Source organism: Longimicrobiales bacterium (genome assembly GCA_035764935.1).
Lineage (GTDB): Bacteria > Gemmatimonadota > Gemmatimonadetes > Longimicrobiales > RSA9 > DASTYK01.
In genome coordinates this window covers 13623-26697 of sequence record DASTYK010000009.1, presented here as the reverse complement: position 1 = coordinate 26697, position 13075 = coordinate 13623, and the positions used below count along the sequence as shown (strand labels likewise).

Annotated in this window: 11 protein-coding genes; 10 read left to right on the top strand and 1 reads right to left on the bottom strand. The window is 68.6% G+C overall.

The features are described from left to right. Positions 1-206: 206 nt before the first annotated feature. The 10 genes from VFU06_00480 (at position 207) to VFU06_00435 (ending at position 11445) form a co-directional block, all read left to right on the top strand. Positions 207-1976, top strand: a complete 1770-nt coding sequence (locus VFU06_00480) for a M1 family metallopeptidase (protein ID HEU5207856.1) — start codon at positions 207-209, stop codon at positions 1974-1976. Continuing rightward, a complete protein-coding gene (locus VFU06_00475) occupies positions 1973-3598 on the top strand; it encodes a cation:proton antiporter (protein HEU5207855.1) in 1626 nt (541 codons plus the stop codon). The genes VFU06_00480 and VFU06_00475 overlap by 4 nt, the downstream gene beginning before the upstream one ends. After that, positions 3595-5241, top strand: coding sequence for a cation:proton antiporter (locus tag VFU06_00470; GenBank protein HEU5207854.1), 1647 nt, complete (start codon positions 3595-3597; stop codon positions 5239-5241). Before VFU06_00475 ends, VFU06_00470 begins: the two co-directional genes overlap by 4 nt. A gap of 120 nt (positions 5242-5361) precedes the next feature. Next, complete coding sequence (locus tag VFU06_00465; protein ID HEU5207853.1) at positions 5362-6219, top strand: alpha/beta hydrolase-fold protein; 858 nt, start codon at positions 5362-5364, stop codon at positions 6217-6219. Then, a complete protein-coding gene (locus tag VFU06_00460) occupies positions 6216-7100 on the top strand; it encodes a GNAT family N-acetyltransferase (protein ID HEU5207852.1) in 885 nt (294 codons plus the stop codon). The genes VFU06_00465 and VFU06_00460 overlap by 4 nt, the downstream gene beginning before the upstream one ends. 56 nt (positions 7101-7156) lie before the next feature. Continuing rightward, positions 7157-7651 carry an OsmC family protein gene (locus tag VFU06_00455; protein ID HEU5207851.1) on the top strand — a complete coding sequence of 165 codons (495 nt, stop codon included), beginning with the start codon at positions 7157-7159 and terminating at the stop codon, positions 7649-7651. Beyond that, the gene (locus tag VFU06_00450; GenBank protein ID HEU5207850.1) at positions 7648-9495 is read left to right on the top strand and encodes a DUF4153 domain-containing protein; all 1848 of its coding nucleotides are present in this window, start codon (positions 7648-7650) and stop codon (positions 9493-9495) included. Before VFU06_00455 ends, VFU06_00450 begins: the two co-directional genes overlap by 4 nt. Beyond that, positions 9488-10042: a dCMP deaminase family protein gene (locus VFU06_00445; protein HEU5207849.1), complete on the top strand. Its 555-nt coding sequence runs from the start codon at positions 9488-9490 to the stop codon at positions 10040-10042. Before VFU06_00450 ends, VFU06_00445 begins: the two co-directional genes overlap by 8 nt. Before the next feature lie 134 nt (positions 10043-10176). Beyond that, positions 10177-10887, top strand: a complete 711-nt coding sequence (locus VFU06_00440) for a hypothetical protein (GenBank protein HEU5207848.1) — start codon at positions 10177-10179, stop codon at positions 10885-10887. 78 nt (positions 10888-10965) lie between these two features. After that, positions 10966-11445, top strand: coding sequence for a DUF6174 domain-containing protein (locus VFU06_00435; protein HEU5207847.1), 480 nt, complete (start codon positions 10966-10968; stop codon positions 11443-11445). Positions 11446-11587: 142 nt separating this feature from the next. Here the strand turns inward: VFU06_00435 and VFU06_00430 are convergent, their stop codons facing one another. After that, positions 11588-13054 (bottom strand): SusD/RagB family nutrient-binding outer membrane lipoprotein, encoded by a 1467-nt coding sequence (locus VFU06_00430; protein ID HEU5207846.1) that lies wholly within the window; start codon positions 13052-13054, stop codon positions 11588-11590. Positions 13055-13075 lie beyond the last annotated feature (21 nt).

Below are 13075 nucleotides of genomic sequence, written 5' to 3'. Positions count from 1 at the left end.
GGCGGGCCACGCGCTGCGCGTGGTCCGCCCTGTTGGTTCCTGCCCCCGTTGATTCCTGCGGCCCGCGCACCTCCGCCGCCCGCGCATGCCTGCCCACAACCGATCCCGCCGCGCGCCGGCGCACTCCGACTGGCAGTAGTAACCGCGCCCCTGTGCGCGTACCTTGCGGGAAGGAAGTGGCAACCCATTCCCGGACGAACACGATCATGCCTCGTCGCCCCGCCTGTACGATCCTGCTCGCACTCACCGCCGCCTGCACCGCGGCACCACCGCCGACCACGCCGGCGCCGCCGCCCGCGTCGGCCGCGACGGAACCGCCGCCGATCGAGGCGGGCCGCAAGCCCGCGCCCGGTGATTACGCTGGCCATTTCGATGCGCTGCATTACACGGTCGAGCTGGACCTTCGCGAGGCCACGGCGACACCGCCGCGCATCCAGGGGACAACACAGATCGACGTCGCGCGTACCGGCAGCACAGGCGACACCCTGGTGCTGGATTTCACCGGACTGCGCGTGCTCGGTATACGTGCCGGTGCAGCAATCCGCATGGGCGGGACGCAGGAGGATCGCGCCCGGAGCACGCTGCAGGACGTCGCATTCCGCTACGACGCCGGTCGCCTGCACATCCCGCTGGGCGGCATCACGGCGGACACGCTGCGCGTCGAGATCCGCTACGACGGCACGCCCGACGATGCACTGATCATCCGTGACAACGTGCACGGCACGCGCACGGCGTTCGCCGACAACTGGCCGAACCGCGCGCGCTTCTGGATCCCGTCGATCGATCACCCGAGCGACAAGGCGGGCGTGTCGTTCGCCGTGCGCGCACCCGAGGGCTGGACCGTGATCGCGAACGGTCCGCGCAGCGATGGACGCGCGCCGACGCAGCCACCGACTGACGGTGTGTGGCGTTTCGCGGCGACCGAGCCGATCCCCACGTACACGATGGTGATCGGCGCCGGGCCGCTGACGGAGACGGTGATCGACGAATGTGCCGAGGGCGGAACAGGGACGTGTGTCCCGACGCGGCTCTACACGTTCGCGCCGGATTCCGCGAAGGCGTGGCCGAGCTTCCGGCGGGCGGGGACGATGCTCGAGTACTACAGCCGGCTGATCGCACCCTACCCGTACGCCAAGCTCGATCACGCGCAGTCGGCGACGGCGTTCGGCGGGATGGAGAACGTGGGCGCAATCTTCTACTCGGAACAGGCGATCGCACAGGGGCAGGACATCGAGGTGACAGTCGCGCACGAGATCGTGCACCAGTGGTTCGGAGACGGCGTGACCGAGCGGAACTGGCAGCACCTGTGGCTGTCCGAGGGGTTCGCCACCTATTTCGCCAGCCTGTTCTTCGAGGACGCCGACGGGGCGGACGCGTTCCGCGCGCAGGTGGAGCAGGCGCGCGCGGCATATCTGCAGTCCGGCGACGCACGGTTCCCGCTGGTCGACACCACGGCGACGCTGATGCCCGACCTGTTCGCCCTGCTCAATACGAACTCGTACCAGAAGGGCGCGCTGGTGCTGCACATGCTGCGGGGGATGCTCGGTGACGACGCGTTCCTGGACGGCATCCGGCGCTACTACAACGCACACCGGTATGGCACCGCACTGAGCGAAGACCTCCGGCGATCGCTCGAGCAGTCGAGCGGTCGCGAGCTCGGCGCGTTCTTCCAGCAATGGGTCTACAGCCCGGGCCACCCTGTGCTGCGGCACACGCACACGTACGACGATGCGGCGGATGAGATCGTCGTGACGATCGAGCAGGTGCAGCCCGAGGAGTGGCCGGTGTTCCACTTCGATACGGAGCTGGTCGTGGTTGGCGGTGGCGAGAGCACGCGCGTGCCGGTGCGGGTCCGTGAGCGGATGACCACGGTGCGCGTGCCCGCCGCGAGCGCGCCGGACCGCATGGTCCTCGATCCGGACGGCTGGCTGCTGTATCAGCCCGCTGATGCCGGAGGAGCAGGCGGCACTCGATGATGGAGGTGCCCGCGCTGCGGGAGCTCGGGCTCATGCTCATCGCCGGGGCCGTGCTGGTGCTGCTCACCCGGCGCATCTTCATGCCATCCATCGTCGCCTACATCTTCGCGGGTCTCTTTCTCGGGCCGCTCACGGGCCTGGTCGTGGAGCAGGAGTCGGTGCAGCGCATCGCCGATGCCGGCATCGCGCTCCTGCTCTTCCTCGTGGGCCTCGAGCTGAGCCTCGACAAGCTGCGCGACATAGGCCGCACCGCGGTGCTCGCGGGCGTCGGCCAGATCATCCTGGCGGCAGTCGGCGGGGCGATCATCGCGTGGCTCTTCGGCTACGCGGCCATGGAGATCGCGTTCATCGCCGCCGCGCTCGCGTTCAGCAGCACGATCGTGCCTGTCAAGCTGCTCAGCCAGAAGAACCAGCTCAATTCTCTGCACGGGCGCGTGGCGGTCGGTATCTCGCTCGTGCAGAACCTGCTGGTGATCGTGGTGCTCACGTTTCTCACCGGACTCGGCGATCCGGATCAGCTGACGGGCGGCGCGATCGTGCGTGGGCTGGCGGTCTCCTTCGGCGGCATGCTGCTGCTGCTGGCCGGTGCACTGCTCTCGGCGCGGTTCCTCCTCCCGCACCTGTTCGGCTGGATGGGGCACAGCCAGGAGGGGCTGTTCATCTGGAGCCTCGGCTGGTGCTTCCTGTTCGTGCTGATCGCAGAGGCGTTCCGCCTGTCTCCGGAAATCGGCGCGTTCCTGGCCGGTGTCAGTCTCGCACAGCTCCGATTCAACGAGGACCTGCGACGTCGCGTGAATCCGCTGATGAACCTCTTCGTCGCGGTCTTCTTCATCTCGCTCGGTGCAGGCATGGAGCTGGGATCCGCCGCCGACCAGTGGTTGCCCGGGCTCGTGCTTTCCGCCTTCGTCCTGCTCACGGAGCTGGTCTTCTTCCTCTGGATCATGATCCGGCTCGGCTACGGCGATCGCACCGGCTGGATGACCGGGGGGGCCGTCGCACAGATCAGCGAGTTCTCCCTGGTCCTTGCCGCCCTCGGCGCCTCGATCGGCTATGTCGGCCAGCCGATCCTTTCCCTGGTCGCGATCATCGCGACCGTGACCATGGGCGTCACCGCGTACCTGATCCTCTACAGCGAGCTGATGTACGACTGGCTCGTGCAGCGGCGTATCCTGGGACACTGGCCTGCGCGTGCCGCCGGCGTCGATGTGCGGGAGGCGCATCGCGGTCACATCATCGTGGTCGGCATGAACGCGCTCGGCCGCAGGATCGTGCGCCGCCTCGTGGACTCCGGCGAGGATGTCCTGGCGGTGGACACGTCGCCGGGCAACCTCGAAGGCTTGAGTGCCCGCGTGATGCTGGGCAATGCTGAGCACGTGGGATTCCTCGAGGAGGCGGGCGTGCGCGACGCCCGGCTGCTCGTGTCGACACTGCAGATCGAGGAGACGAACCAGCTGCTCGCGTACTGGGGCACGCTTTTCGGCATTCCCACCAGTATCCACGCCTTCGACAACTCGCTGGCAGACGACCTGCTCAACGCCGGCGCGACGCACCTGATCCTTTCCAAGCCGGCCGGCACGCGTCGCATTGCCGACGCATTCCGCCGAGCGGGCATCTTCGAATGACCGGCCTCGCGATTCTGCTCGCGGCCGCGGCCGTCGCATTCGCGTTCTCACGCTGGCTCGACATGGCGCCGATCCCGTTTCTCGTCGTCGCGGGCATGGCGCTCGCCCGCATCGACGCGTTCCCGGTCGAGCTGCTGCAGGATGCGGTCGTCTACGGGCTGACCGTGGTCCTCTTCGTCGCCGGGATCGAGCTGAGCCCGACGCGTGTGCGAGGGCAGCGCGACATCGCCGTGCAGGTCGGCGTCACGCAGTTCATCGTGCTCGGCGTCGCAGGCACGGGCATCGCGCTGCTGCTCGGGTACCCGAACCTGCCCGCCGTCTATATCGGCCTGGCCCTGGCCGCGAGCTCCACGCTCGTGATCGTGCGCCTGCTGCAGCGACGGCGTCAGCTCTACGAGCCCTCCGGACGAGTAGTGGTTGGTGTGCTGCTGCTGCAGGACCTGCTCGTCATCCTCACGATCCCGCTGCTGACGTTCGCGCCCACCGGTATGACCGGCATTGTCCAGGGCATGGCCGGGATCGCCGCACTGGTCGCGCTCGCTTTCGTGTGCATGTACTGGCTCGCCCCGCGCATCGCCCGCCTGGCACTGGAGCCGGAGCCGCTGCTGCTCACCGCCCTCGCCGTCCTTGCCGTGTTCGTCGCGCTCGCGATGATGCTGGACCTCTCCATCCCGGCCGGTGCGTTCCTCGCCGGACTGGCACTCTCGCCCTTCCCCCTGCGCGGCGTGCTGCGCGGGCAGCTCTCGCCGATCAACGAGTTCTTCGCGGCCATCTTCTTCATCGCGCTCGGCGGACTGATCGGCAGCCCAGGCCCGCGCTCGCTGCTGCACGCCGCCATCTTTGTTGCGCTGGTGCTGCTCGTCACGCCGCCGCTCGTCGCGCTGGTCACGCAGCGCGCAGGCTTCACCACGCGCTCCGCACTGGAGAGCGGGCTGCTGCTCGCGCAGACCAGTGAGCTGTCGCTCGTGCTGGTGCTGCAGGGGATGCTGGCCGGGCAGCTCCAGCAGGAGACGTTTTCGACGCTGCTTCTCGTCACGGTCGTGACCATGGTGCTGACGCCGTGGCTCTCGTCCGACGCAACCGTGCAGCGGGCGCTCGAGCTGGTGCCGGGGAACCGGGGTTCGCACGTGCCCGTGCCGGATGCTGCCGGCCTGCTGCACGTCGCTTCAGGGGAGCCTGCTGCATCGGGCGCTCTGCAGCCCGCCGCGGGCGACGAGGATCTGCCATCCGGTCACGTGCTGCTGCTCGGCTGCGGCGCCGGCGGCCTGCCGCTGCTGGAAACGCTGTTCGCTGCCGGGCACCGCGTCGTCGCGGTGGACGACGACCCCAACATCGTCGAGCAGCTCCGTGGCGGCGACGTCGAGGTGGTGCGCGGCGACGCGTCGGATCCGGAAACGCTGCGCGCTGCGGGAGCGAGTCGCGCGCTCATCATCAGCTCGACGATCCGCCGGCCGCGCGACAATCAGCGGCTGCTCGAGACGATCCGGGGTGTTCCGGTCATGATCCGCGTGTTCGAGGACGACGATGCGGACTGGGTGCGTGCGTCGGGGGGGATCCCGATCGTATACTCCGACGCGGCCGCCGAAGAGTTCATGCGCTGGTTCGAGCGCTTCAGGCGGGGCGATGAGACGGCACAAGGATAGGTTCCGTTGGTGCACGGCGGTGCAGTGCGGGCTGTTGGATTGGTCAGTCATTGCTCGTTTCATCGTGCAGCCGTGGCTGTGCTCACCGCGGAGCCACGGGATTCTCTTCCAGGGCTGATCATGACACGAACACTGGCTGGGGCGGCCCTGGCGCTGGTTGCTGCGACAACGCTCGCGACTCCTGCGGCAGCGCAGTCCGCCCCATCTGTCGACGTGCAGCAGATACCGGCACCGCTCGCGGTCGGTGAGACATTCACGGTCCGCTCCCGGGTGCTGGACGAGGTGCGCGTGATCAACGTGTTCCGCCCGTACATGTGGTGGGATACGACCGACGCTGCACTGCCGGTCATGTACATGCCCGATGGCGGCACGCAGGAGGATTTCCTGCACGTCATGGGGCTGCTGCAGGTGTCCGTGATGAACGGCACGATGCGGCCGTTTCTGCTGGTCGGCATCGAGAACACGGAGCGTCGTCGTGATCTAACGGGTCCCACCGGGAACCCCGATGACCGGGCGATTGCGCCGCGCGTGGGCGGCTCTGCCGCGTTTCGCGAGTTCATTCGCACGGAGCTGATGCCGGCCGTCGAGGCGCGCTATGCGACGACCGACGAGTCCGCGATCGTGGGCGAGTCGCTGGCCGGCCTGTTCATCATCGAGACGCTGATCGAGGAGCCGGATCTCTTCGACACGTATATCGCCTTCGATCCGAGCCTGTGGTGGAACGATGCGGGCCTGCTGCGACGGGCCGCCGAGCGCAGCCATGCACTGCGCGGGCGCACGGTCTGGCTGGCGAGCAGCAGTGAACCGGAGATTGCGGAGCTGACCGCGCGGCTGGCGGCCCTGTTGAAGGAGGCCGGACCGGCCGACCTGCGAACCCACTTCGAGCCGATGCCGGAGGAGACGCATGCGACGATCTACCACCCGGCCGCGTTGCGTGCGTTTCGCACCCTGTTCGCGCCGCCGCCGGAGGCGCAATGAGCAGCAACGAGCCCGTCACGAGCAACGTGGGCGTCGTCGCACACGGCAGCGCCGCGGCGTTCCTCGACCGCGCCGGCGGCTGGCTCCTCGAGCGGGAGGCGGAGCACAACCTGCTCCTCGGGATCGCGCAGGGGCTGGCCGCAGGCGGCGGTGCGCAGGACCCGTCGATTCTGCTGGCCTCGGTCGAACAGGACGGCGCGGTCGCGGGTTGCGCGTTCCGCACGCCGCCGCACAAGCTCGGGCTGACACGCATGCCGATGGACGCAGTGCCGCGGGTGGTCGAGGCGGTGGCACAGCGCTACCCGCGGATCCCCGCGGTGCTCGGCCCTGACGGAGTCGCGCAGCGCTTTGCGGAGCTCTGGAGCGAGCTGCGCGGCACGCCGTGGAAGCAGGGCGCGCGTCAACGGATCTTTCAGCTCGAGGCGGTCACCTGGCCGCAGTCGATGCCGGCGGGCAGGCTGCGGCCCGCCACGCACGCGGATCTTCCGACCGTCCGTGCCTGGGTGAACGCATTCGCCGACGAGGTGCACGTGCTCATGGGGGATCGTGAGCACGTGGCCGTGGAGTACGTGAACCAGGGTGTGGTCTTCCTGTGGGAGGACGGCTGGGCCCGCTCCATGGCCGCCGTCCCCGCGGAAACGCCGAACGGCGCGCGCATCGGCTACGTCTACACGCCACCCGAGTGGCGGGGTCGCGGCTATGCGTCCGCATGCGTTGCACACCTGAGCGAAGCGGTGCTCGAGAGCGGCAGCCGGTACTGCTTTCTCTACACGGACCTGGCCAACCCCGTGTCCAATTCGATTTACCAGCGGATGGGCTACCATCCGGTAGCAGACGTGGTCGACTGCATTTTCCCGGAGCACGCGGACCGACCCGCGTGACCGGTGCGAACATTTGTCCACCCCCGGTGCGGGTGCGACCTGGAGAGATGACCATCATGGCGGAAGCGACACACGAGTACCGGGCGCATACGACGTGGACGGGCAACACCGGCGACGGCACGGCGTCCTACGACGGGTATGGCCGCGACTACGAGTTCGCGGTGGACGGCAAGCCGGTCCTGCGCGGCAGTGCGGATCCGCTGTTCCGCGGTGATCCGAATCTGCACAACCCCGAGGACCTCTTCCTCGCGGCGCTCTCGGGCTGTCATCTGCTTTCCTACCTGGCGCTGTGCGCGCGCAAGGGCATACGCGTGCTCGCCTACGAGGACTCGGTGAGCGGCACCCTGTCCCTGCGCGGCAATGGTCCCGCGCGCTTCACCGAGGTGCGCCTGGCACCGGTGGTCACGATCGCCGATGACGACGACGCGGAGCTGGCCATGCGCCTGCACAACGACGCGCATGCGCAGTGCTTCATCGCCAACTCGTGCAGCGTGCCGGTCCTGCACGACCCCGTGATCCGTACAGCGGCAGCACCGACCGCCCGCACGTGAGCGAAAAGGTCACGCTGCGTGTCCGCGCGGCACGCTACCTCCGCGATGCGGCGCGCGGCGTCCGGCAGGCACCCGTCGAGGTCGCAGCGACACTGACCGTCGCGCTCACGTTCTCGTATGCCATCGAGGCGGGCAGCGACGCGATGCAGGCGTGGACGGAGACCGCGGTCGCGTGCGCGCTCATCGCCGCCGTCGCGTGGACGGGAACGCTGCTGCACGCCATGGGCGCGTGGAGCGCCATGCGACGCTGGGTCGTCACGCTCGCGGGCGCGGTCGTGTTCGCCGCGTATGCACTGATCGTCGCTGATTTCGAGTACGAGGCGGAGCGCTGGCGCGCGTTCCTGCTCGTCTGGGCCGCCGTCGCCTGGCTCATCGCACTGCCCGCGTTCGCGGGCGCGCGCGCGAGCGCAGTCGAGCGCATGCGGCGCATGGATGGCCGCATACTGCTGCGCCTGATCGGTGCAGGGCTGTACGGCGTCGCACTCTTCGCCGGCCTGGCGCTGGCGTTGCGCGCGATCGACGTGCTCTTCGAGCTGGACCTGCGCGGCGAGATCTACGGCCACGTGTGGGGCTGGATCAGCTTCGTGCTCGTGCCCTGGGTCGTGCTCGGCGGGCTGCGCGACTACGTGCGGCCGATCGAACAGGAGAGCGCGGTCGCAGGCGTCGCGCAGCGCATCGCGCTCTTCCTCGTGCCGCCCCTCCTGGCCGTCTACTACGTGATCCTGTACGCGTACGTGGTGCGCATCTTCATCACGCAGGAGATCCCGAAGAACCTGGTATCACCGCTCGTGCTCGCGGCCGGCGGACTGGCAGCGCTCGGGCTGCTCCTGTTCGATCCGCGCCCCGCTGCACGCGGCATCGGCCGCTGGCTGCGCATCGCGCCGGCGCTGTTCCTGCCGCTCGCGCCGCTCGGTGCCTGGGCCCTGCTGCAGCGGACCGGGCAGTACGGCCTCACGGAGTTCCGGCTCATCCGCCTGATCGTGCTGGCGGTCCTCACACTGCTCGCCCTCGCCGCGACCGCTCAGCTCGTGCGTCGCCGCGCGTTTACCCTGCATGTCGTGCCGCTGGCGCTGGCGGTCACGCTGCTGGTCTTCGCTGTCGGCCCGTGGGGCGTGCTCGCGCTGTCGAAGCGCAGCCAGCAGGGGCGGCTACTGGACGCACTCGCACAGCTCGACATTCCTGCCACGGACAGCACATGGCAGAGCGAAGCGCCGGACTCGATGCCGCGTATCGTGGATGCAGGCATCTACGACCAGGTGCGAGGCAGCGCAGGCTACCTTGCCACACACTTCGGCGCCGACGCGCTGCCCCCGGTGCTGGAGCGCTACGCGCGTGACTTCGACAGCCGCTGGCGAGACTATGCGTCGGACCTGCGGCTGCAGCCGGACCGCACGACCGTGGCCGGGTCGGTCGTCCGGTTTGCCGCGATGCCGCTGACGGAGCCGTTTCCCGTGCAGGCCGGAACCGCATGGCGCATCGGCTGGTCGCCGGAGCCGGAAGAGATGCGCAGGCGGGACGTGCCCCTGCAGCCGACGTATGCCGTGCACATCGAGGCGCCGGACTCCGTGAGCCTCGTGCTGCAGGCCGCAGGGCGGCGAGTCCACGCGGACCTCGCGCGCCTCATCGCGACGCTTCCACCCGAGCCCGGCAATCGACCGGCGTCCGATGCGCTGCGCGCGGAGCAGGCGCTGATCCCCGTGACGGATGCAGCGGGTGCGCGCCGGGGCCAGCTGCTGGTGTGGCACCTGATGGTCGAGGCGGACTCGACCGGGATGCGCATCGGGCGTGTCGAGGGCCTGCTCATCCTGCACGACACGGCAGGAGTGACGGTCAACAATGACTGACCACGCGCGGCGGCCCGAGCGCCCGGAGTACTACATGGGCATCGCCAAGGCCGTACGGGCGCGCGCCAACTGTCTCGGCAATCGCGTCGGCGCGATTCTCGTCCTCGACGACCGCATCATCTCGACCGGCTACAACGGCACGCCGTCGGGCATGGTCAACTGCCTCGACGGCGGCTGCGAGCGCTGCGCGGATCGCGGAAAGTACGGGCCCGCTGCAGGCTACGACGTCTGCATCTGCGTCCACGCCGAGCAGAATGCGCTCATCGCCGCTGCACGCTTCGGCATCGCCGTGGCCGGTGCGACGCTCTACACCACCATGCAGCCCTGCTTCGGCTGCGCCAAGGAGCTGCTGCAGGCGCAGGTCAGGGGCGTGCGCTACCTGCATCCATGGCAGCCGTCCGACACCGAGCTGCTCCGGCAGTACCGCATGCTGCTCTCGCGCTTTCCGGACGGCGTGACACAGATCGTGATGCCCGACCCGGATGCTGCGTGGGCGGTCTCGCGGTTGCGTGAAATGGACACGGACACGGGGCATACGGTGGCCTGAACGCGCCTCCATTCCGACAAAAAGGTTGACATTCCAACGCGTGCGGCAGAACCATTCCCGCGCGCCGGGACGATGCCGTTCCGGCTCCTGTACGGGGATGCACCCACAATACGGATCCGTGACGGAGCGGAATCATGTCATTCGACAACAGTCGGCTGGGCCCTGTCGTAACCTCGAGCAGCGCCGTTTACGACGACGGGCGCACCCCCCTCGCACTCGCCGCAGGCCTCGCCGCCGCCCTGATCGCGGGCGGCATCTGGGCGGCCCTGGTGTTCCTGACCAACATGGAGATCGGCTACGTCGCCTGGGGCGTGGGCCTGCTGGTCGGCGTCGCCATGAGCAGGATGACCTCGCAGCGCACGCAGCAGCTTGCGTATGCAGCGGCTGCGTTTGCCGTGGTCGGGCTGCTCGCCGGCAAGATCTTCATCTACTCGGGCAGTGCGGGCCGCGTCGCTGACGACCTGGCGGAAAACGAGGAGGTGCTGCGCGGCGCCGTCGCCTGGCAGATGTACGGCGACGGCGAGCTGGACGCGGAGACCATGGCGGCGGTCGAGGCGGTCGAGACTGCCGGCGACACGCTCTCCGATGCGCTCTGGGCCGACATGCTGCGGCAGAGCGATGCACGGCTCGCACAGATGACGGCTGACGAGAAGCACGACGTGGCACTCTTCGTCGCCGACGGTGCGCTGCAGGAGATGGGCGTCGTCGAGGGCGTCAGGGCGCAGCTCAGCATGTTCGACCTGCTCTGGCTGTTCCTCGCCGTCGGCACTGCATACCGCATGATGGCGCCGGAGAACCGCCCGGCCGTGGCGCAGCGCGAGCAGGAGCCGACGGTGCCCGTCTAGGCCGCCACGCTGTCGTTTTCGTGCGCAGTCGCACGTTCTCCTCCTGAGGGCAGTACAGCACCCACGGAGGAGAACGTCATGCGACGTCGCACCCTGCAGCTCGTTCCACTCGTCAGCCTGCTCCTGGTGTCCGCCTGCAGCGCATTCGACACCGACGAGTGGGGCGAGCGCCGCGAAGCCAACGAGCGAGCCCGCGCCCGCTGGGAAGCGCTCGGCGCCACGTCGTACTCGTTTCTCTACCGGGAAAGCTGCTTCTGCGCGACCGCGGCCTACACGCCCGTCGCGATCACGGTGAGAAATGGTGCGATCGAGTCCGTCGAGATGGTCGGTCGCGACGGAGAGATCGATCCCACCGCACTGTCGCTGTTCCCGACGATCGATCAGCTGTTCGAACGGGTTGACGCCGGGATCGACGAGCGTGCGGATCGCTTCGACGTCGATTACCATCCACGCGACGGTTACCCCGTGAAGATCGTGCTCGACTTCCGCTTCAACACGGCGGACGACGAGTCGACGGCGAGCGTAACCGACCTGGAGTTGATCGAAGCGAGCCTGTAGCCCCGGAGCGCCGACCGACGCCGGGCCCGCAGCGCGGGACACGGACGCGGCGTTGATCAAAGAGTCAGCAGCCCATCGTGTCCACAAACGAAAACGGCCCCGTCCTGCGACGGGGCCGTTTGCGTGCTCAGGACCGCTGCGATCAGGACCCGCTGCTCAGCGCATCGACCTGCCCGCCGCCGGTCACGTCCCACCAGACCGGATCGCTCAGGTCGGCGCCGCCCTGGCGTGCCCGGGCCGCCTCCACCGCCTCGCGGTTGTAGGACTCCTCCGCCGCCGGGTAGAACAGGCGCAGCGGAATCTGGCCGTCGTTCTCCGCGTCGGGCCCGATCTCGAGCACCGGTGTGGCAGTACGGCGCCACTCCGCGTATGCCTCCGGGCCCTGGCCGAAGAGCGCGATCCACTTCTGCGTCCAGATCTGCTCGAGCCCCGCGTCACCGCCCTGGTACACGATCTCCGGCTGCGCCAGGTATGCGTCGATCTCGGCAGTCGCGATCTCGTTGAACTCCATCGCGGCACGGATGCCCGCGGCGTACAGCGTGGCCGGATCCGCTGCGATCCAGCCGCGCTCGGCCGCTTCCGCCTGGAGGAACAGCAGCTCCGCGTAGCTCATCAGCACGCCGGGCGCATCGGCCCGGCTGTAGAACTCGCCGATCCGCGAAACGGAGTCGAGCGGGGGATCCGCGAGCGTGGCGTTGGTGGCACCCCAGTAGTTGCCGGCCGCGTTCGGCTTGGCGTAGACCGGCAGCCGCGGATCGTTCAGATCGCGCAGCATCTCGATCATCGTGCGGCTGACCGAGTGGTCGTCGCGGCTCAGCTCGTACGCGTGGATCGGATGACGGTTCACGCCGTTGTCCAGGTACCAGAGGATGGCGCTGTCGTCGTTCGACGCGAAGCCGCCGTCCGCGTACGCGTCCGCAAACTGCTGCTGCGCGACGTCGGGCGCGACGTCGGAGAGGCGCATCGCCATCCGCATGCGCAGCGAGTTGGCGAACATGCTCCACCGGTCCATGTCGCCGCCGTAGATCAGGTCACCGTCGGTGATCTTGAGACCGTCCGGATCGATCATGGCTGCTGCTGCGGCGGTCTCCTGCAGCAGCTGCTCGTAGACGTGCTCCTGCGTGTCGTAGCCGACCGTGAGCACCTCCGACGTGCGACCCTGCAGCGCCTCGGAATAGCCGATGTCGCCCCACAGGTCGGTCATGACCTGCGCGGTCCACGCCTTCATGATCATCCCCATCGCCGTCGTGTTCGGGCGACTGGTCTCCGTCCCCTTCTCGATCACCTCCTGGAAGTCCTGGAGCGGGCCCGAGTAGAAGCTCGACCAGTGACCCGAGACAGCGCTGTTGCTGATGTCGTACAGGTCCTCGACCGTGTAGAGGTGCTCGACGTAGTGCTGCGCCCACAGGCCCGTCACATCCATGTTCAGCCCGGAGCCGATCACACGGCTCACGGACGCCTCGATGGCGTTCGGGAGCAGGTACTCCGGCCCGACCTCGACGGGGTTGTTGGGATCGACGTTCAGGCCGGCCAGGCCCTCATCACACGCAGTGACGCCCACGGCGAGGCCGAGCACGGCCGCCGCACCCCACCTTCTCATTCGCATCATCGTTCCTCGCATCATGAATTC